Annotated in this window: 19 protein-coding genes; 6 read left to right on the forward strand and 13 right to left on the reverse strand. The window is 58.4% G+C overall.

The genetic code is table 11. The annotated features are described in order from the left end of the window. Window positions 1–39 precede the first annotated feature (39 nt). Window positions 40–1,023, forward strand: coding sequence for a LysR substrate-binding domain-containing protein (locus ACYVIT_RS13440; RefSeq protein ID WP_415805054.1), 984 nt, complete (start codon window positions 40–42; stop codon window positions 1,021–1,023). Between the two features lie 79 nt (window positions 1,024–1,102). On the opposite strand, the gene ACYVIT_RS13445 is transcribed toward ACYVIT_RS13440, so the two are convergent. After that, window positions 1,103–1,866, reverse strand: a protein-coding gene (locus tag ACYVIT_RS13445) for an IS5 family transposase (RefSeq protein ID WP_415805055.1) whose coding sequence is annotated in 2 segments (ribosomal slippage) — window positions 1,103–1,551 and window positions 1,551–1,866 — 765 coding nt in all. Because the reading frame shifts where the segments join, the coding sequence is not laid out codon by codon here. A 648-nt stretch (window positions 1,867–2,514) separates the two neighbouring features. Between ACYVIT_RS13445 and ACYVIT_RS13450 the strand changes: the two genes are divergently transcribed. Next, the gene (locus ACYVIT_RS13450; protein WP_415805056.1) at window positions 2,515–5,523 is read left to right on the forward strand and encodes a hypothetical protein; all 3,009 of its coding nucleotides are present in this window, start codon (window positions 2,515–2,517) and stop codon (window positions 5,521–5,523) included. 85 nt (window positions 5,524–5,608) lie between these two features. Next, window positions 5,609–6,214: a hypothetical protein gene (locus ACYVIT_RS13455; protein WP_415805057.1), complete on the forward strand. Its 606-nt coding sequence runs from the start codon at window positions 5,609–5,611 to the stop codon at window positions 6,212–6,214. A gap of 60 nt (window positions 6,215–6,274) precedes the next feature. Here ACYVIT_RS13455 and sctT read toward each other — a convergent pair whose 3' ends face one another. The 12 genes from sctT to sctC all read right to left on the reverse strand — a co-directional run bounded on the left by sctT (window position 6,275) and on the right by sctC (window position 15,638). After that, window positions 6,275–7,096 carry a type III secretion system export apparatus subunit SctT gene (gene sctT / locus ACYVIT_RS13460; protein WP_415805058.1) on the reverse strand — a complete coding sequence of 274 codons (822 nt, stop codon included), beginning with the start codon at window positions 7,094–7,096 and terminating at the stop codon, window positions 6,275–6,277. Next, window positions 7,093–7,605: a hypothetical protein gene (locus ACYVIT_RS13465; RefSeq protein WP_415805059.1), complete on the reverse strand. Its 513-nt coding sequence runs from the start codon at window positions 7,603–7,605 to the stop codon at window positions 7,093–7,095. The genes sctT and ACYVIT_RS13465 overlap by 4 nt, the downstream gene beginning before the upstream one ends. Next, entirely contained in the window at window positions 7,602–8,936 is a 1,335-nt protein-coding gene (gene sctN, locus ACYVIT_RS13470; RefSeq protein WP_415805060.1) for a type III secretion system ATPase SctN, read from the reverse strand. The genes ACYVIT_RS13465 and sctN overlap by 4 nt, the downstream gene beginning before the upstream one ends. Before the next feature lie 3 nt (window positions 8,937–8,939). Further along, window positions 8,940–9,668 carry a FliH/SctL family protein gene (locus tag ACYVIT_RS13475; RefSeq protein ID WP_415805061.1) on the reverse strand — a complete coding sequence of 243 codons (729 nt, stop codon included), beginning with the start codon at window positions 9,666–9,668 and terminating at the stop codon, window positions 8,940–8,942. Next, on the reverse strand, window positions 9,587–10,285 hold the full coding sequence (locus ACYVIT_RS13480) for a type III secretion protein HrpB4 (protein ID WP_415805062.1): 699 nt from the start codon (window positions 10,283–10,285) through the stop codon (window positions 9,587–9,589). The genes ACYVIT_RS13475 and ACYVIT_RS13480 overlap by 82 nt, the downstream gene beginning before the upstream one ends. Window positions 10,286–10,297: 12 nt before the next feature. After that, the gene (sctJ, locus tag ACYVIT_RS13485) at window positions 10,298–11,095 is read right to left on the reverse strand and encodes a type III secretion system inner membrane ring lipoprotein SctJ (RefSeq protein ID WP_415805063.1); all 798 of its coding nucleotides are present in this window, start codon (window positions 11,093–11,095) and stop codon (window positions 10,298–10,300) included. Window positions 11,096–11,104: 9 nt separating this feature from the next. After that, window positions 11,105–11,497: a hypothetical protein gene (locus ACYVIT_RS13490; RefSeq protein WP_415805064.1), complete on the reverse strand. Its 393-nt coding sequence runs from the start codon at window positions 11,495–11,497 to the stop codon at window positions 11,105–11,107. Window positions 11,498–11,515: 18 nt separating this feature from the next. After that, the gene (locus tag ACYVIT_RS13495) at window positions 11,516–11,974 is read right to left on the reverse strand and encodes an HrpB1 family type III secretion system apparatus protein (protein ID WP_415805065.1); all 459 of its coding nucleotides are present in this window, start codon (window positions 11,972–11,974) and stop codon (window positions 11,516–11,518) included. Between the two features lie 122 nt (window positions 11,975–12,096). After that, window positions 12,097–12,447, reverse strand: a complete 351-nt coding sequence (locus ACYVIT_RS13500; RefSeq protein ID WP_415805066.1) for a hypothetical protein — start codon at window positions 12,445–12,447, stop codon at window positions 12,097–12,099. Window positions 12,448–12,552: 105 nt separating this feature from the next. Continuing rightward, a complete protein-coding gene (locus ACYVIT_RS13505; protein WP_415805067.1) occupies window positions 12,553–12,825 on the reverse strand; it encodes a hypothetical protein in 273 nt (90 codons plus the stop codon). Continuing rightward, window positions 12,822–13,904: a hypothetical protein gene (locus ACYVIT_RS13510; protein WP_415805068.1), complete on the reverse strand. Its 1,083-nt coding sequence runs from the start codon at window positions 13,902–13,904 to the stop codon at window positions 12,822–12,824. Before ACYVIT_RS13510 ends, ACYVIT_RS13505 begins: the two co-directional genes overlap by 4 nt. 3 nt (window positions 13,905–13,907) lie before the next feature. Continuing rightward, complete coding sequence (sctC, locus tag ACYVIT_RS13515; protein ID WP_415805069.1) at window positions 13,908–15,638, reverse strand: type III secretion system outer membrane ring subunit SctC; 1,731 nt, start codon at window positions 15,636–15,638, stop codon at window positions 13,908–13,910. Between the two features lie 361 nt (window positions 15,639–15,999). Here sctC and ACYVIT_RS13520 point away from each other — a divergent pair, with 361 nt between their 5' ends. The 3 genes from ACYVIT_RS13520 to ACYVIT_RS13530 all read left to right on the forward strand — a co-directional run bounded on the left by ACYVIT_RS13520 (window position 16,000) and on the right by ACYVIT_RS13530 (window position 19,234). Further along, a complete protein-coding gene (locus ACYVIT_RS13520; protein ID WP_415805070.1) occupies window positions 16,000–16,902 on the forward strand; it encodes a hypothetical protein in 903 nt (300 codons plus the stop codon). 229 nt (window positions 16,903–17,131) lie between these two features. Beyond that, window positions 17,132–17,737: a hypothetical protein gene (locus ACYVIT_RS13525; RefSeq protein ID WP_415805071.1), complete on the forward strand. Its 606-nt coding sequence runs from the start codon at window positions 17,132–17,134 to the stop codon at window positions 17,735–17,737. Between the two features lie 45 nt (window positions 17,738–17,782). Continuing rightward, the gene (locus tag ACYVIT_RS13530; protein WP_415805072.1) at window positions 17,783–19,234 is read left to right on the forward strand and encodes a helix-turn-helix domain-containing protein; all 1,452 of its coding nucleotides are present in this window, start codon (window positions 17,783–17,785) and stop codon (window positions 19,232–19,234) included. Window positions 19,235–19,250 lie beyond the last annotated feature (16 nt).

The raw sequence follows: 19,250 nt of genomic DNA on the forward strand, positions 1-19,250 counted from the left end.
CGATCCTTCTCTACACTGGGTGTAAATTAGTTTCATGCCATGGATATTCATCAGCTACCTCCCCTGACTGCCATCAAGGCCTTTACAGCTGCCGCGCAGGCAGGCAGCGTCGTTGCCGCAGCGGACAAACTCAACGTCACGCACAGCGCCGTGAGTCACCAGATTCGTCTCATCGAATCGTGGCTTGGCTGTAAGTTATTTGATCGCCATGCGTCGGGGGTCACGCTGACCGAGGCCGGCAAGCGGCTGTTCGCGTCGACAGCGAAGGCGTTGGACGACATGAGCAGGGTATGCGTCGAAATTCGTGGACAGCGACCCTCCACTGCCTTGACCCTCGCGTGCCCTGGCAGCTTCATGATGCAGTGGCTGATTCCTCGACTCGACAGCCTCGAAGCGCAGCATCCGGATATCGCGCTGAACCTGCAGGTAGGCACTGACGTGGGCCGGTTGCGTGCGGGGCATGTCGATGCGCTGATCTATTGCGGCCGGGATACCCATTCCAGGGATGTGAACGAGCAGCTTCTTGCCGACAACGATATCGGGCCGATCTGCACTCCCGCGCAAGCGACCACGCTGGCAGCGCCGCAAACCCTGATGTCGACTCCCTTGCTGGCTACCAACTCCTATCCTGCCGCGTGGGATATCTGGGCGAAAGCCAGTGACCTCGACGTCGCACAACTGAAGCCCCAGCGCTCTTTCGGCCAGCTAATCTACATGATCCAGGCCACCATTGCGGGATTGGGGGTCGGCATTGCTCCGTCCGTGCTGGTGCAGGAAGAAATCGAACAGGGGCGCATCGCCGCACCGTTGGGGTTCGTGAGCAGCGGCGATCGCATCTCGCTGTGCGTGCTCAAGCGACGCGCCCAGGAGCCGGCGATCCTGTCGCTGGGTGCCTGGCTAGCAGGTCTCCTCGTGGTGCGAAAGGATGCGCTCCTGTCGCCGTCCAGTTCGCTGAGACAGGCGGAACGCCACGGATTGAAAGCACGGGTCGCGAAGCGAAGTTCCAAGCATCCCGTCGGATGAGCCTCATTCCTTCACTGTGCCTTGTCGCTGCGCGACGTGTTGACATGGTTCAGGAGCGGATCTCTTCCGCTAGAGTCTGTTAACACATACGAAGTCCGTCAGCGATCAGCGCGAAGCTGATGAAGCCAAGGAACATCACGTCGAGCTTTTCGAAGCGCGAGAAGATGCGGCGGAAACCTTTGAGCCTGCGGAACTGGCGCTCGACTTCGTTGCGGCGCTTGTACATCTCGCGGTCGTACTCCCACGGTTCGACCCTGGTCTTCAATGGCGGAACAACTGGGATGAAGCCCAGGTCGAGCGCCAGTTGCCTGGTCTCGTTGCCCTCGTAGGCGCGATCCATCAGCAAATGAAGCGGCCGGTTCGGCGCGCTCAACCGGCCGAGCAGCGCCCGGCCCTCGGGAGCGTCGTGCGCTTGCCCGGGCGACAACGAGAACGTTATAGCCGTGCGAGCATCCGCGGCAACCATATGAATCTTGGTATTCCATCCGCCTCGGGACTTTCCGATGGCTTGCAGACCGTTTTTTTTAGCGCCCCGGTTCCATCCGGATGCACCTTGATGCTGGTGCTGTCCAGCGACACGGCTTCGATCTTGATGCGCACAACCTGTGACTGTTGCAGTTCCTCGAACACCCGGTCCATGACGCCGGACTTGGACCAACGGTTCATCCGCGTGTAGATGGTGTGCCAGTTACCGAACCGCTTGGGCAGGCCGCGCCACTTGCAGCCGTGCTCTGCGACGTACAGGATCGCATTCAACACGTCCAGATTGGACAGGCTGACGTTGCCCCGCTGGGTGGGCAGGCAATGCTCGATCTGGGCGAATTGCGAAGGCGTGATCTCCATGCATGGACTTTCTCGCAGCACACATCGTCGTGTCAAATAGTGTTAACACGCCCTAGTCGACTACTTGTTGATTGTCGAACCGGAGTCTTCCGTGTATTGAGCTTATCCGCATACGTGTGCAGGGACAAGGAACTGAGGCTGCAGTTTCGTTTGAGCCGCTGGTTCTTCGTATTTCCTGTATGACGCCTTGCCTGGGCGTTGTTTCATTCCGCCTGTAGTTGTCGTAATACCAGGATGGAGTGTTGCAAGGTGTCTTCTTTTTCGAAACTCCCGCGCTTGTTGAACCTGCGCACTCGGCCGTCTGAGGGATCTGCGGCGACCGACGCCTCACGAGAGAGGCCAGATCCACCAGAGACACCACCAGGACAACGCCGCGGCGACATCCCGTTACAGGCTCGTCGGCAGGCAACGGCCCAGGGGGCCAAGCAAGCCGAGCGTGCCGATGGGCCAAAGCAGGGGGGACAAGAAAAAGCTGCCCCGCGGGATTCCTCCAGCAAGGCATCCTGGCTCCGCCGCAAATTGGGTGACACGAGGGTTGAAATCATGACGCCCGCGGGAGGGAAGTCTTTTCGTCCCCTGCAGGGACAGGCCCGTGTCCCTGCGTTTACCAAGGCGTCCGGCGAATCCCAACCCTCCACAGGAGATGACGTGGCGATCAAGCCGCGCAATGCAGGCCTCGGGGGCAAAGACGCGTATGTGCGCCGGGCTTTGACGGCGCGCACCGCGGCGCCCGGAAATGCCCCTGCAGGTGGGCCCTGTATCTTCTTGGATCGAACGGCATTGCCCGGATACCTCGCAAGCCAGTTTCCTGAGACACGATCCACGTCGCAAGACCATGCTTTAGTGTCCGACTTGATGCATCTGGGTGCGCCGGCGCGCGCGCCGGAGATCCAGCGGGCGGTGTTGGTGGCGCAGGCCTTGCAAGCCGCGGACATCCAGGACATGGATGAGGCGAAGAATGTGCTGGATGTGTTGAAGAATCTGGACTTCGACAAGTTAAGCATGTCCGGACAGGGCGCGCGGGGCGATGCGTCGTTGTCCGACTATTCGAAAGCCTGGCGCGCTGCATACACCTTATCGCGTACCTCGACCGGCTACGAGGCACTATTGCATATGCAGACCCAAGCAGCGATGGCGCAAGGAACGATCGCGGGCACTGCTCAGCCGAGCGCGGATTCGCTCCCGACCTCCAAGCCGGCTGCGCAGCGCATGATGCTGCAGGCGCTCGATCATCTGAATCAGACTTATCCACGTGCGCGAGCCGGGGCATCACGGCCCGCGGCGGTACTGGAGCGGGCGAAAGAGGGAGCGAAAGTCTCTCCCACGCTGGCGTTGGCTGCCTACGAGGCGGCCTTGCTTGTCTCACGAGGTGGCAAGGATGCGCTGAGCGCTCGGCAAAAAGGCGATTATTTTGCCTGGCGGCAGAATTTCCGCGACGACAGCCCCGGCTCGGCTCTGGCCATGACGCGCAACCGCTTGCACAAGTTCATGGGCAAGACTATGCCCCGAGCGGGTGAAAACCGCCTCAAGACGTTTGTTCCACGTCTGTTTGGCACGCATCGCTCTCCCATGTCGGCCTTGCGTGGCGGAACCCAAGACATCACGCAGCGCACGATCGCCCAGATGGACAAGCTGGAACATGAATTGCATGATGCGTCGGCCGCATTGCTGACGCACTTGCAGCCAGGGATGATTCTGGGCAATCCAGAACCCGAAAAAGCCTTGGTGGAGTTGGCCGCAATCCATGTGTGGATTGAGCAAGGCGGCTTTGCCAAAGACACGCCCAATCGTAAAGAACGCAGCAAGATCAAGGACAAGGCCGTGGCGTTGCGCGACCAACTGTTGCGCGAGCAAGCGAATCACCGCGTACGTATCCCGATCGGCCTTCTGAGCACGGCGCGCTCATGGACCAGCGCCAGCCACCTCCATGCTTCGTTTTCTGGATTGCGAAAGCAAAGCTGGGATGCCGATTCGGTCGCCGCGTGGGTTCAGGGACGCGGACCGGAGGATGGAGAGCTCGGCAATGCGTTGAACACCTGGAGCAATACCTTTAAGACCTATCAGACAACGAGGCTGCCAGCGCCAGAGGCAGATCAAGTGCACGATAGGTTCTTGCAGGTTGTAGACAATTTCCCGCCAGGTGGCAGATTGCGTCTTTTTGACGGAAACGAATTCGGCGGCAGCACGCGAGGTTTGTCGGCCAACCTAAGCGGCTTGACAAGCGCTTTGTCAGGTATCCCGCTGGGGCCGCGTCTGGATTTGCGTGCCGAGCGTCGGCGCGATGCGGTGTTCGAGTTGGGGCGCGGTATCGCCGGAACTGAATTTTTCTTCGGCACGTCGAATACGGTTTCCCACCAGGAAGGGGCTGGCCTCCTTGTCGGTTATGGCCTGGGAGTAGGAGATAGTCTGGGCGTGCGGGCCGGGGCTAATATTGACGCGGTGTTTTATGGCCATCAGCAAGCCAACATTCGCGGTGTTTCGATCCGAGTGCCGCGGCGTCTCAAGGAAGATGGAACTGGCTACAACGATGCCGGTTTGCATAAGAAACAACTCCAGGTTGCCGAGTATCTGCGCAGCGCCGCCGCGCCAACAGGCGACAAGCGCAGCTCTGCGGATACGTGGAACCAGTTGGCCTCCCATTTCTTTGAAGAGCCGGATATTTCCATCGGCTGGACCGAGGCCGTGGATCGTAACAGGCGGCACGGCGGTTCCGCCGATGTAGGGGCAGGCGTAACGTTTCCGATGGCATCATTAAATGCCATGGCGACGCCGCTGGGAGTGCAAGGCGAGTGGGTCAATCGTCAACGCGATGCAAAGGACTCCGGGGGCAGATACCAGTACGAGCAGCATCGTTTCGGCCAGGGATGGAAGATGTCTGGCAATGCTGGCGTCAGATTTGGCACGTTAGGGCAGATTGACGCGGATTCGCAAGGCCGTCATGCCACGGTTCGTACTCAGGCGGTGGGCCTAGGCGTGACATTGCCGCTGCTTGACCGAAGGGGCGAGGCTAAATTCAATCTTGTACGGGACGATGGCCGGCTGATACACCGCGCTTGCATCATGGACTGCGAGTACACGTCGCTGAACGCCTTTCGGGATTCGTTGAAGCAAAATCAAGACGAATGGGTACGCTTTTTTGCGATTGGCGAGTTGTCGAAAGAGCAAGGACAACCCAGTGCGCAGGCACGAGTCGCCGCCACGACGCGCGGCCTCGCAGAGCTCGAGAAGGTCAGGGCCAGAATTGACTCAGCCGAGGCCAGGAATCAAGTCTATTTTCTACGGCATCGCCTGCGTGAAGCGGTGGCCAAGCAGATCGATGTCATGGAGGCTCAGATCGCCCAAAAAGGCGCGGGCGCGAGCGACGAGGACCGCGCCGCGGTTGACGCTGCCATTACATCACTGCTGACAACGCCCGAGTCGTGGATGCCTGTCGACCTGAAACTCAAATACGTGGTCAGCAATGGCGGCCCGAAGCGTCTCGGCATACGCGCCGCACTGCATCTGAACACCATCACCGAGGTGGTAGGCGAGCATGACGGCGTTAACGCGAAAATAGGGTTCAAGGCCCTGGATGCCATTGACCATGGCGACTATGAGGAGGGGTTGTACAACAAGGGTCTGCCTCCTTCTCAGACGCGGCCAGAGGCAAGAGCCTAACCCACAATTGTTTGACATTCATTCACCCATGGCGGTCTGCCGCCGCTAGAAAGGGTCCACTGTACATTTCAGCACAGGAGGTTATATGGCATTGCCGATCAAAGGGGCGAGTTCCTTTATATCCAATGTGGCCAGGCAGGCGAGTCAGGTCGCCACCAAAGCCACCCAGGGAGCGAAGCAGTTGATGGGGCAGACGTCTGCAACTCCCGCGTCGCAGTCTGTTCCAGGGTTGCAGCGTAGGCCAGCTATGCGCGCGAAGGGGAGCCCTCTAGCGCCTCGCCACGCGAGTCTTGAAAAAATGGCCGCAGCGCGTCAGGAAATGGCTGCAGCCACTCAAGAAATGAAAAGCTTGAGCAGCGATCTCGCCTCGATGAAGGCGAAGCTTCAGGGTCTTGACAACGCAAAGCCAGCTGGCGATGCCGAGGCGAAGGCCCCGCATGATGCTGCTGGTGGGCTCGCCGGAAAGGATTTTCAAGATCCTGTCATGAAGCAGATGGCAGATCAACAACAAAAAATGCAGGAAACGAATATGCAGATGGCGATGCTGCAGCAACAAGCCTCAACACAGAACATGATTACGTCATCCCAGACAGAGATGGTCAACTCGTCAATCCACACTGCCCAGAGCATGATAGCGGCGGCCGTGAAAACCGCTAACGAGGGTGCCGACGATATTAAAAGCTCGGCCTGATATCAACGGCTGGTGCAATTTTCTCCGGCATGAAAGGTCACTTTTATTGACCGGCGGATATCAGTCCATGTCCATCATGCGCTTCATTTCCTGCAGTAATCCCGTGGGTACCAGCAGATGCTGGATCTGCGGGATGATCGTGCTGATGAGCAATGCCAGCATCAGGAGCGTGACAGCCCCTTTGACGGGTTGACTCAGATTTGAAAGACCCAGTTGACCCGCTGCCCGGTTGAGCAGGCCGAAGCTGAATTCAATCAAAATCAATACCAGCAGTACCGGCGCGCCAAATTTCACGATGCCCGTCATCAGGCCGTTAATCTGACTGAGTACGAACGGGCTGCTGGCATTGCCGAGTTGAGGCAAGTTGGAGAACAAGGGCCATAACTGGTACGACTGGAAAACGACGCCTAGAAAGAAAAGCATCCCGCCCGTGGTGTAGAAGATCACAGTTACCAGATGCAGCAAAAATTGCGAAATAGGCGTACTTTGCTCGCCGCTCAACGGGTTCTTGGTCTGGACATCGTTATAGCCCGTCAGCATATCGAGCAGGGCGCCCACACTGGACGCGATCCAAAATACCTGGGCGCTGGCAAAGCCGATCAACAACCCAATGACAGCCTCTTTTATCGCCAGGACGGCCAGATCCAGTATCGCCAGCGTCTGCATTGCCTCAACTGGGGTGCCCACGGCCACGAAAATGGATAGCAAGCCGACCAGGCTATTGCGCAAATAGCCGGTAAGAAAAGTGTCGCCCAACGGCGGAAAGATATAAAACGCGGTCAGAAAACGTAGGCTGGCCAGCACGCACAAGGTGAAAAAACCTTGTATTGTGGGTAGATACGTGGCTAGCAGCGCAATGAGCTGATTAGATGATTCGTTCATGCCGGATCTTCCGCCGCGTCTTGCCGGCGCCCGGCGATCAGGCGCGCCACCGCGGCTTCGCCTGCGTCTTCTTCCTCGATTTCCATATGGAGCGCCGCCTGATCGCGCAGCATTTCCTTTATGCGTTCATCGAAGTAGTCAATGCGCTGATCGTTGCGCATGACCTCCCGTTTCGCGACAAGCACTGCCTCTTCCAATGGAGGAACACGATTCTGCGCGTTGTCTGCCATCTGCCGAGCTTGCTGGGCCGTGTGTTGCAACGTTTCATTGCGCAACGCCATGGCGCGTTGAGCCATTAGCGTGAAAGCGTCGTGAACCAGCGTTTGCAATTCTTGTTCGCCTTGCAAATAGACCTCTTGGCATTGTTGCGCTCGTGCGGCCGCCTCGGTTGCCGCCTGCCGGGCCTGATCCAGCTGTTGCGTCGCCTCTGCCAGTGCCTCCTGCAAGGCCTGAGCGCGTCGGCGACGGACTGCTACCAGAGCGCGTAAAGCGCGCAGACGCGGGCTCATTGGGCGATCTCCTCCAATTGGAGCAGGATCTCATCGAATCCTTCGAGACCGGTTCGCGATTGGTTCAAAAAGGCGCGTATGGCGTCGATGTTTGCAATGGCGGCATCGGCCGCCGGATCGCTGCCTTCGCGGTAATCACCCACTTGAAGCAGGATTTCAACCTCGTCATACTTGGCAAGCATATTGCGAAAACGATTGGCGGCTTCGACATGATGTTCGGGCACCACCAGCGTCATCACCCGCGACAGACTGGCCAGGACATCGATGGCCGGATATTGGTTTTTGGCGGCTATTTTGCGTGACAGGATCATGTGGCCGTCCAGAATGCCGCGCACTTCTTCGGCAATCGGGTCACCGCCGCTGTCGTCTTCAGCCAGCACGGTGTAAAGCGCAGTGATGGAGCCTGTGCTTCCCATGCCGCTACGCTCCAGCAGACGAGGCAGCTCGGCAAATACAGAGGGGGGAAAGCCGCGCCGTGCTGGCGGCTCGCCAGCCGCCAGGCCAATCTCGCGCAGGGCCCGTCCGAAGCGGGTCAGCGAATCCATCATCAGCAGCACACGCTGGCCCTGGTCGCGAAAATATTCAGCGATCGCCGTGGCGATATGAGCCGCTTTGGCACGCTCGATACTGGAGCGGTCCGAGGTCGCGCATACGACTACCGACCGGGCCATGCCGTCCTCGCCCAATATTTGCTCGATGAATTCGCGCACTTCACGGCCGCGTTCACCAATAAGTGCGATGACACTGATGTCGCATTGCGCGCCACGCGCCAACATCCCCATCAAGGTACTTTTGCCTACGCCTGCGGGCGCGAAGATGCCCATGCGCTGACCCTCGCCCAGTGTCATCAGGCCATCGATGATTTTTACGCCGGTGGGCAAGGGCTTTTCGATCATGGCGCGCTGCATGGGGTCGGGTGGGTCGGCATAAGCCGGCCGCGTTTCGCCGCATTCCAGGGGCCCCATTCCGTCAATCGGATCACCCAGGCCATTCAACACGCGGCCCAATAGCGCCGGTCCCACGGGCACAGATAGGGGTTTGCCGGTGGCGCGCACTTGTGTGTGCTCATTGATGCCCGACAGGGTTCCAAAGGGAGAGAGTATGGTGCCTTGTTTTCCGAATCCGACAACCTCGGCACGTTGAAGCAACTCGCCATTCGGGCTCAATAGTTCACAGACTTCACCTATATGGGGATCTATGCCGCGGGCCTTGACTAGGGTGCCGATAATTTCGTAGACCCGTCCTGTACGGACAATGGTCTGTTCCTGATTGAATTCTCGCTCCAGCGCGTGCGCGAAACGCTGGAAGGTACCGTCGACAATATCGTTCATGGCTTAGGGTCCATCTGCTGGCAATGCGTTGGTGGCGTCATTTTCTTCCCTCAACATGTCCAGCGCAGCCCGATGCACGGCCTGCCGAAGCGCCGTGATCTGCGTATCCAGGCTGGCATCGACGACACCCTCGTCGGACTCGAAACGACAGGTTCCGGTGGGCACTGCGTTGCTGGCAATGATTTCGATGCTCAGGCCCTGGCTCATCTGGGGCAGCACGGAGGCGACAGCGCGCTCTGCCTGTTCCCGCTCAGCCTCGTGTACGTACATGGTCAGTAGCGGCACATCTTTGACCAACTTGGAAATGGTGCGCAGGCTGCGCCGAAACAGGCTGCTGCGGTCTTCTTCATCCACCAGGCGCGTTACCGCCGCCGAGACCAGCTGTGATAGCCGTTCGCTCTGCCTTTCCAGCACGCGCTTGTGGTTCGCCGCAATTTCCAGCGCCTGGCTGGCCCAGCGTGCCGCGGCTTCCTGCATGCCACGGTCTAACCCCGCCTGGTAGGCGCTGTCCAATTGACGCTGAGCCTGGTCCAGCATCTGATCGGCCTCGGTCTGGGCTGCCTCGCGGATCTGGCTAGCCTGCAGCTCAGCCTCGGCGACCAGCCGTTCGTGGGTTTCCTGGGCTTCGCGCAGGATCTGCTCGGTGTGCGTCAGCCGCGCGAAATCGTCTGCGGGCAGGATGCCATCGCCGATATCGACAGCGATCGAGTCATGGAGTCGCCAAACAGCCATTCGTGTTCCGGGAAAAGGGCAGGGATGTCGTCCAGCATGAGACGTATCCCTTCGTGGACTTGAATGTGGGTATCGGGGGCATCGGCTGGCGGTATTGCCAGACTCAGCCAATCCAGGAGGTCCTGGCTATGCCATCCGGTGATGTTATCCACCCAGTGGCGGGCGCCCAGGAGAATCAATCCCTGGGAGCGAATTTCATCAAGGCTCAACGGCCCTCGATGAGCTTGCGGCAAAGATGGGCAAGCCAATAGGCGGGCATAAGCGGATTGTCCTATGCGCTCGACCAGAGCGCCGCGTTGGGGATTGGCAATACACAGACGCACGCGGTCGCGCTGGGTCCATAGCGCGGCAACCGCCAGCATGCGGTGAATTTCCGCTTTCGGCAGCAGAACAATGCGATGCGCCAGTACCGAGAATGCACCAGGGTCGGGCCAATTCAGCCGGTAGACCTGCCGCAACATGCGTGAAAGCATGGTGGTTTCCAGTCTGGCCATCTCCAGGCCCAGCTCTAACCGGGCCCGCTCCAGCCAGCTGGAATCCATGTGTTCAACGAGGTGCGCGGATTTGTGGCGGATTGCCTGCAGCAAGGCACGCAAGGGGTCCCGCATTCCGTCCATGGGGCGTTTGCCTCAAGCGTGTTCAGTATCCGGCAATGCCGCAGGCGCCGGAACAGGTCTGGGGGAGTCGATTTGCGGCGGTTGACGCCGGGAGCGGAAACGACGCCAGCCATAATAGCCACCCGCGCCACCAAGTCCCAACAAGAGAATAGCCGCCAGGATGACCGTGGATAAAGGCCAACTGCTGGATTGCACAGGGAACTGCGTCGCGGGCGCCGCTGCGGACTGCACCATCGTGACATTGACGTTTTCGTACGACAGGCCTTCGACGCTGCGCATCACGAAATTCTTGATAATGGGTACTAACGTAGAAACATCTGTGCCGTCGCGATATTTGATAAACACAGAGGCGCTTGACGGGCGCGTATCCGTGGCCAGCGGGTCGTTATTGGGCAGCACGACATGCACGCGCGCAATGATGACCCCGTCTATCTTGGACAGCGTACGTTCCAGTTCCTGCGAGGTACCGTAAATGAAGCGGACCCGCTCTTCGATAGGGGTCGAGATCAAGCCGTCTTTCTTGAACATGTCTCCCAATGTCTCGTAGCCGGGTTCAGGCAGTCCATTGGCACGCAGAATAGCCAGCGCCCGCCCCATGTCGCTGCTGTCTACCGACACGGTCCACGTCTTGGCATCCGGACTGCTCTTTTGGGCGTCTACCTGCGCCTGCAGCAGTACCTCCAGCATGGCATTGGCAGCTGACTCCGACAGTTGGTTGTAGATAGGCTCTTTGCATCCCGTCAGAAACAGCGCCAACAGTCCTACCCACAGCCAGCGTGGCAGGAAAAGGAATCTTCCAGTCGTACGCATAAAAACTCGCTACTCGTTCTTCAAAAGGGTTTGCAGACTTTTGTTGCTGCTTTTGGTCATGCCCGAGGACAGCGAAATTTTCATGTGCGCGATGGATGCATCCATGGTCAATTTGGCGAAGGCTTCGAAGTGCGCCGCCGGAGACATGGAGTGGCCATGTTCCAGGACGTTGACCATGTTGTTCTGCATCGCCTGGAACTCCTCCTGCTGCGCTTTGACGGCGTGCGAGACCCGGTCAAGCAGATTCGACTCTCCCGCTGACTCACTTTTGCTGCTTTTCATGAGTTCGCCGAACTTTTGGCTCAGTTCGGGAGAAACCTCAGGGGTGATGTGTTTCTTGGTCATATCGACGGCTGACTTTCCCAGCGCGTCAACAGGTGAAACAGGAGGAATGAGTGGCATGGTTCAACGTTCCTAGGTTCAGCAAACCAGGCCAGGCACGTGGTGATGCCGGGCAACCGGTTCGGATGCGTCTTCTTTGGAAAGTCCGCGCAAGGGCTGTCCCGACCTTTTGGCAAGGGTGTCGATAATCCCACGCGAGATGGCGTTGCTGTCAGGCAAGGCCAACGCTTCTTCGGCGCAGGTTTCCCACATGCCGTCTTGCTGGATATACATGCACAAGGCCAGCATGGCCTTGATCATGGCGTTGTCCGGATTCTTCGTCTCGACCCGGTCCAGCAGCGAACGGGCCTCGGCATAATCGCGTGATACCAGCATGTTGCGCGCCTGTGCCACGGCAATTTCCGGCCTGTCGGGGGCCGCAGCGGCCATGACGGCCAGTATCTTGGCCGTGTCATCAGTAGCGCCGTATTTGTCCGATAGCAGATGTATGGCTGCGATGACGCGCATGCAGTCCTTGGGCAGGGAAGGGGGTGCCATGGTTTGGCTCCTATATTGTTTGGCTTTCTGGCATGAGTGCGAGACAGAAACGCTGACCAGCGAATTCCTTCAAGCGGCGCAGTCTCCGCGGACCGGCGACTGCGCCAGGGAGCGCGTGAAACTCAGCCCGCGGCTTCCTTGATCGCATCTGCGCCGGCGTTCGCAGCCTTGGTCTGCGCCGACATCATTTGCTGGGCCATGTGGATGGTCGACATGGCTTGTTGCGCCTGCATGGCGATGCCGTTTTGCTGAGCTGCAGCGTCGGTCGTCATTGCCGCCATGGAGGCTTGTGAAGCGATGCTCTTGTTGATCGATTCGCTCAGATTGCCTAAGACGTTGTCGGTCGAGTTGTTCATTGAAGTACCGGCGGTTTTTTCCGCAGTACGGCCTACCGCAGCTGTCGATGCAGCATTTGTGATACCAGACGTAGCGGTGGAGGCTATGCCGCCTACCGCGCTCAGAGGATTAATCATAGAAACTCCTAATACGAAGAGAACAAAGCGTCAGTCGTGTAATTCCCGTATGTCCTGGATCTGGACGTCGGACAGACTGACATGTCCGGGGAGACAATGCAGGACTTAGAGCGTAAGCTCCCGTCCATGAAGCGCATGCCAGGCCGAGACAATGCTGCGAGTCGAGGCAGAAAACGCGTCGGCAAGCAAGCCGGCGAACTGACCCTGTTCAAAATCCGTTTGACGAGCCCGTTCGCCGCGCATATGCAACTCCGCGTTGGAAAAGTAGTGGTGCAGAGCGCGCGCTTTATCACCATTGACATCCTGGCGCAGGGTCTCTTCCAGGTTGTCGATGGCGGTACTCAGCGTTTTGTCGGGAAGCGGAAAATTCAGGCTCATGGAGCATCTCCAGGTTGGGAGGGCAGTCGCGTGTCGGCGTTCTGCCCAGGCAAGTCATGATCGGTTTGATCGGGGCCATTGGTATCGCGGCCGTTGTTGCTCAACACAATGTACTTAGACCCGTCCATGCCTTCGACGATATTGACGCCGTCTTGGGTGCTCCATACGGAACGGCTAGCAGGCAGGGGCGTTTTCTTGGTCGCGGAATTTTCGAGGCGGGTGTCGACGCGTTGGACAAATGGGCCCAGATCCGCTGCCACACGCGCCACGGCGGCCCGGACTTTATCGGGATGCTCGACCGTGGCCGAGAATTCGAATATCCCTTGGCCCTGATAATGAACCCTCGCGTCGCTGATCCCTACGCTGTTGGCGATGGCCTGGGCGACCTCGGTGGCGACGGTAATTTGCTCCTTCAGCCGCAGATGCGGCGGCTGGTGCGCAATCGCGTCGGCGACACGGGCGGCCTGCGCGGGATCGTCGACCATGCCGCGCACCGTCAGCACGTCATCGTTGACGCTCACATGCAGGCGATGCGGCGCTACCTCGTCCAGCACGCGCTGTAATAGCGGACGCTGTTGCGCTGCCGTTACCGGGGCTGGTCGCTGGGCGTTGGTGCCAGTGGACATCAACCAGCCGGACGAGACGAGTGCAAGCATGATCAGGCCTCCCAGCGAAAGGCGCCAATGCGTGATCCACGAAGTACGCCGGACCGCGCGCCACACCGCAAAAACACCGCCGCGGGCGATCGCGTCCTCGACGCTTTTCTGTACCGCGAAGAGCGCCGTCGCATCCGGCCACGACTCGTAGGCCGACCCCACGCAGAGGGCGACGTCCAGGAACTCGACAGGCTGATAATCATGCAAGTCGAGATGCTTTTCCGGCGCCTCGTCCCAGTGCAGCGTGACGGATCCTTCGGCCTGCACATCCATGACCAGCGCCGCGAAACGCCAGTCGCTGATCGAGATATCTGCATCATGCGCTCCGCTCAATGAATAACGACCCGGCATCAAATCTAACGAGGCACCGGCATGTGTGCCGGACAGGATGCGAAGTTGTTTCATGTATGGCGAAGCAGACATGAATCAATACCCTTGTACGAGGCAACGAGGCGACACCATCAAATCCTGGGCGCGGCAGATCACACGTAAGCTGCCGTCATTGGGATGCGTCGTGGCGACCTGGGGCTGGCGGTTCTCACCCACCTTGATGATTTTCGGTGTGAGCATGAAGAGGCGGACTTCATGCGAACTTGAGCCTCGTTTGGTACGGAACAATGCGCCCAACAAAGGGACCCGGGCAATCCAGGGCAATCCGCTGTAGTCGTCTGATGTCTGGTCTACGGAAATGCCGCCAATGAGCAGGCTTTCGCCTTCACGCATGGTGGCGTCGGTGTTGATCTCGGTTTGTCTGACAATTGGAATATCGTCGACAGTCTGGTTCTCAAATCCGCCATCCTGAATCGAAAGGGAGAGACGCACTTCATTGTGCGAGTTATAGGCAACGATCTGTGGAATCACGGAAAGTTGCGTGCCCGTTTGTATTTGGTACAAACTGGTATCCAGATTGCCCGCTACCCGCACGGATGCTGTCCGCTGGTGTTTCATGACTGCGGGGTGATTCACGACACCGACGACCTGCGGCCGAGCCACGATACGGGCGCGCCCGACGCCTTCCAATGCCTGGATCTCATTCAGGAATTGATGGGATGCTCCGCCTATCAGCGTGCTGACGTTGTAGCTTGAGTCGGTCTGACCCAATGAACCGCCCGAGCTGCCATTACCCGTCGAAGCAGAGAAGCGCGTCGTACCATTCTCGCTATACTGCCAATTCACGCCCAGGCGATTGAAATCACTGGCGCTGATATCGATGATGGTGGCTTCGATTTCCACCAGATTCTGGGCCTTGTCGAGCTCCTTCACCAACCGTCTGTACTCAGGCATCCGGTCTGGGAGCCCGCGCACAATAATAGAGTTGGTCGACTTCTCTGCCTGGAAAAAGGGGCGATCGGCGTCGAAATTCTCTACTGGCACGCTTGACTGCAGCGCCGTGGCCTCGTGGCCTCCGTGTGCATCCCGGGCGCGATTGTGCTCGGTGGCAGCGGGTTCCGGCGATACCTGCATGCCATAGTTGTATTGCAGGGATTTCATGCGCCCTGCAATTTCCTTCGAGAAAGAGTCATGACTTGGCGCATCGCTGTCTTCGCTATCGTCTTTGTTGCCGAACAGGCGGTTCAGCGTACGGGCCAGGCCGGGAATGGTGGCATTGCCAAATGTTCGGTCTGCGGCAACGGCATAACGCAGTTTGATGACAGCAATCGAGGTTCCCAGGCGGTCATGGTTGTCTCGCTCGAGCTCTTGCAGCACGGTCGTCACCAATTGAATATGGCGCGGAGGCCCGTAGGCAAGCAAGGTCTGCGTCTTATCGTCAAAACGCAAGGGAAAGCGCGGATCGCCAAGCCCCAGCGACCGCAACATTTGACCGACCTGTGTTCGCGTATAACCGCGCATGCGAAAGACCTTGCTTTCCATGGCGCTGGACGGATAGAAAAAGATCGTCGTCCCGTCGTAATACCAGATAATGCCGTAGGCTTTTGATATAGCAGTTAGAAACTCTTGGGGCGCTGTATCGAATTTGGCGCTGACGGTGCCGGTGACTCCTGCATCCACCACGATGGGGATATTTTCGGTCGACGCAAAATCCCGCAACACGTCGCCCAGCGGCTTATCGTTGGCTTGATAAACGAAACGGGCGTTGTGAAAGAGCGGAGCCGCTTCGGCCGAAGGGCTGGATACGATGCCAACCGCAAATATCATGGCAAGGCATAGCGAGGCAGTCTTTCTAAGGTAGGTAGAGCAGCGGCTCAGGTGCATTGCGTTTCGGCGATGATCAGTAGGGTTAAGTGATTCGCGCAGAATAGAAGGCCGGAATTGGACGCACAGTGACGAGACGAAGTGGCTGACCTCGCAACGAAATTCTGTAGGGTTCGGCCGGCAGACATGCCGCGTCACACGGCAATAGGTTCGCATCTTCTGACAATGTTTCGGCTATGCCGTTTGGTCAGATGCTGTTGTGCGTGAATATTCGTCGCAGTGATTGTGCTTGCCACGCGCAGCTGAATCCAAACGGCGCACACCGATTCGTGCGCTCAGCCTTGTCTTAATCTGGAGAGTGACGATGAACGTTTCGGGAATAGCCAATCCCATGGCCATGTTGAGTACGATCGGCTCCGTGGGTGGATCGCAGGGAACGCAGGGCGCCAGCGGCATGAATCTGCAGTCCGCCTCGGGCGCGATCGCAGGCCACATGCGTGAAACCGGCAAAGATGCCGTCGATATGAATGACTTATATAAGATGGCCTCGGACAGCAGCTTGCCCGAGACGGTTCGCGATGCCGCGAAGTTCATGCTGCAGAATCCCGATCAATATTCCCAGCTGGAAACCCATGACGTGGCTGGCGTGGATGGCAAGTCGGGTGTCGGGAACTTTGATGCGGCCGCACAGGGTTTAATTGGTGGCAGTGGCGGTAACGGCATAGGCCAACAGTCTGGCATGGGTATGGGCCAGCCGCAGGGTGTGGGCGGCTTTGGCAGCCCGAGCGGATTCGGCTCAGGCATCGATCAAGGTCAGGGAATGACGCCACAGTCTGCCGCAGGTGCGCTTGCTGGCTATATGAACCAGCACGACATTTCCAGCATGGATCCCAATGAACTGTACAAATTGGCCATGAATAAGGATGGCAATGTGCCGCCGATGGTGCAGGAGGCAGCCAGGACTATGCTGGCCAATCCGGAAGCGCTGCAAAACATGGCCGGTGCAGATGGCAAGCTCGGCGCCGAGGAGGCGGGCAACGCCGCACAAGGTTTGGCGGGCAACTCCGTCACTGGCGCCGATAATAAGCTGAACCACGAGGAGTTCGCTGAAGGATCAGGCGTCGGTGAGCAATTGGCGGGAAAGGGCTGGTTTGGTGACGCCTTGGCTGGGATGATGATCCGTGATCTCAACAACAATCCGGACAAGATGCAGAATTTCGTGGATCGCAACGCCACCACGAATTCGGTCACGACCCAGAATTCATAATCTGACACGCCACCTTGTGGCAAGAAACACCCCGGGGTACGGGATACCTGACCGATACCGTGGGGTGTTTTGCATTCTGCCGCAGACATTGCACACAAGTAATGTCATCTGCGGAAAAATGCTTTAGCCGGCTTTTTTCGCAGCACGAAGATGCATTTCGCATCTGCGCAGAGTAGCGTGTACGCCGATCGTTATTGTTGTGGCTCGTTGGTGATTGCGAGTGTCTTCAATGTCCACAATAGTAGCCTTGGCGCAAACACGGGGTTTGCATCGCATGGAAAGCAGGCTGGCCCGCATGGGGTTGGCCGTGTGCATGGCGCTGCTGGGCGCATGCAGTACGCAAACGCCGCTGGCGCCGATCGATGCGCATATCTTGAAAACGCCATTCGATGCGCAATTCGCCTCGAGTCAGATGCAACCCGGCTCCTCTCGAGTTGATGGCCAAGCATCGGCACGTGCGCCAAATGGAACGATGGTCAGTTGCGCGGGAGCCCCTGCGGTTCTGGTGCCGGTGACGGAATACGCTACCGAACGGTTCAATGCCATTTACGGCAGTGCGCCAGGCCAAGGCCAGGTGCGCAGACTGGCGGGCAAGGTAGCGGCTGAGAAACCGACCCAGTTCTACCCCGATCTGCCGGAGTACAAGACTTTCTCTCGAGACACCTTGTGCGACGCCTCCGGTCGCTTTGAATTCCTCGACGTTAAACGGGGCCTGTACTACTTGTTCACCATGGTGGTGTGGCAAGAGTCCCCCTTCGACGGCATGCTGTATGCAACACAGCTGAACGTGCATGACGATGGTCGTGTCCCTGTCGTCTTCGGTGAATACGATTGAGGTCATTCGTTTCCTGGACGTCGAGATCTTTGTACGAGACATACGATGTACACGGAACTATTTTCCTTCATTGCCGTTGCCGTTGCCGAGGATGAAGCATCCCTGCAGGTGGCGGGGCTGGTGGCAAGCGGCCGCTTCCGCGATGCCGTGGCTATTGCCGAAGAAATGCTGGATGATCGCATACGTGTCATCACGGGTCCGGATGCCCAGGCCGGGCTGCTGGCCCGTCTGGCAGGAGATCTCATGCTGGCGCTGGGGCGCCTGGAGGACGCGGAGGAAACGTATCGCATCGCGGTCAAACATGCGGGTGAGCGCCGAGGCGCGGTACGCATTGCATCATGCCGCAGCTCAGGCTTTCTCAATCTGTATCAGCAACGATTTTCCAACGCGATGGCGTGCTTTGAACGCATCGAGGCCGATGATGCCGCCACGGTCCATGATCGTGTCGAGGCCATCTGCGCGCTGAGTATGATATGGCTCTCCCTCGGAGATAGCAGCGCGGCGCAGGTCATGCTCAGGCGTGCAGAAGCACAGGTGGAAAATGTCCAGGACGCGACACTGCGCGGACTGGTGGCGTTGATGCATATCGAACGCCAGGTTCGCAGCGAAGTGCGTAGCCATGAATTGTTGGACGATCATATCCTTTGGCATGACGAGAGCAGAGAGATTTCGGAAACGCCTCCCACGCCGCTAAAAATGTGTCCCGGTCACCCTTGGCTGGCGCTGCGTTGCACATATTTGATGAACTTGCGCGCTTATATTCGAGGCGATGTATCGGTACAGGACAACCTGTCGGCCTACTTGAGCGATCTGGATAAATCGGGCTGCCACACGTTGGAGTCACAGTCGCGGCTGGATTGCGCCTTGGCCGGATTGGCGCAACGGCAGGTGCCTTTCGTCAGGCAGGTACTGGAGCCCCTGAGCCGCAATCGAGAGCGGCGCCGTTTACGTGGGTGGAATCTGGAACTGCTTTATTGCCGCGCCAAGATGGAGATACTTTCGGGCCGTTATGACGCGGCCATCGTGCATTACCAGAAATATGCGCGGGCTTCGATGGAAATCTCGCGCCATATATCTCGTTCGGACCATCGAAACGATTCTGCCATGGACCCGGCCACCGATGATGTGCTGGTGCGCCTGCCGGCGAAGTATCGCCGTGCGTATCGCTATATGTGCGACAACCTGGATAGCGCTGGCCTGAGTGTGCGTGAGATCGCCGAACAGATCGGCGTAACAGAGCGTGCCTTGCAGTCTGCGTTCAAGACCTATCTGGGCATGACGCCAGGCGAGGTATTGCAACGTTGCCGGATGGAGCGGATACGCGCCGACTTGCTGCGCGATGACGCCACCGGCACCAGCGTGCTGGCTACCGCGGCGCGTTGGGGCATACGCAATCGCTCAACGCTAATGACGTCCTATAGGAAGTTCTTCCAGGAGACGCCCACACAGACAATAGCCCGCAAGGAGAGCGCGGTTGAGAAAACCTCGGTGGCATAAGGTTGCTGTCCTTTTT

The organism is Bordetella muralis (assembly GCF_054781015.1).

Excerpts from the sequence above, each read along its gene's own strand:
- ACYVIT_RS13440 (WP_415805054.1), top strand. The coding sequence starts at position 40 with ATGGATATTCATCAGCTACCTCCCCTGACTGCCATCAAGGCCTTTACA.
- ACYVIT_RS13455 (WP_415805057.1), top strand. The coding sequence starts at position 5,609 with ATGGCATTGCCGATCAAAGGGGCGAGTTCCTTTATATCCAATGTGGCC.
- sctT (WP_415805058.1), bottom strand. The coding sequence starts at position 7,096 with ATGAACGAATCATCTAATCAGCTCATTGCGCTGCTAGCCACGTATCTA.
- ACYVIT_RS13465 (WP_415805059.1), bottom strand. The coding sequence starts at position 7,605 with ATGAGCCCGCGTCTGCGCGCTTTACGCGCTCTGGTAGCAGTCCGTCGC.
- sctN (WP_415805060.1), bottom strand. The coding sequence starts at position 8,936 with ATGAACGATATTGTCGACGGTACCTTCCAGCGTTTCGCGCACGCGCTG.
- ACYVIT_RS13475 (WP_415805061.1), bottom strand. The coding sequence starts at position 9,668 with ATGGCTGTTTGGCGACTCCATGACTCGATCGCTGTCGATATCGGCGAT.
- ACYVIT_RS13480 (WP_415805062.1), bottom strand. The coding sequence starts at position 10,285 with ATGGACGGAATGCGGGACCCCTTGCGTGCCTTGCTGCAGGCAATCCGC.
- sctJ (WP_415805063.1), bottom strand. The coding sequence starts at position 11,095 with ATGCGTACGACTGGAAGATTCCTTTTCCTGCCACGCTGGCTGTGGGTA.
- ACYVIT_RS13490 (WP_415805064.1), bottom strand. The coding sequence starts at position 11,497 with ATGCCACTCATTCCTCCTGTTTCACCTGTTGACGCGCTGGGAAAGTCA.
- ACYVIT_RS13495 (WP_415805065.1), bottom strand. The coding sequence starts at position 11,974 with ATGGCACCCCCTTCCCTGCCCAAGGACTGCATGCGCGTCATCGCAGCC.
- ACYVIT_RS13500 (WP_415805066.1), bottom strand. The coding sequence starts at position 12,447 with ATGATTAATCCTCTGAGCGCGGTAGGCGGCATAGCCTCCACCGCTACG.
- ACYVIT_RS13505 (WP_415805067.1), bottom strand. The coding sequence starts at position 12,825 with ATGAGCCTGAATTTTCCGCTTCCCGACAAAACGCTGAGTACCGCCATC.
- ACYVIT_RS13510 (WP_415805068.1), bottom strand. The coding sequence starts at position 13,904 with ATGTCTGCTTCGCCATACATGAAACAACTTCGCATCCTGTCCGGCACA.
- sctC (WP_415805069.1), bottom strand. The coding sequence starts at position 15,638 with ATGATATTTGCGGTTGGCATCGTATCCAGCCCTTCGGCCGAAGCGGCT.
- ACYVIT_RS13520 (WP_415805070.1), top strand. The coding sequence starts at position 16,000 with ATGAACGTTTCGGGAATAGCCAATCCCATGGCCATGTTGAGTACGATC.
- ACYVIT_RS13525 (WP_415805071.1), top strand. The coding sequence starts at position 17,132 with ATGTCCACAATAGTAGCCTTGGCGCAAACACGGGGTTTGCATCGCATG.
- ACYVIT_RS13530 (WP_415805072.1), top strand. The coding sequence starts at position 17,783 with ATGTACACGGAACTATTTTCCTTCATTGCCGTTGCCGTTGCCGAGGAT.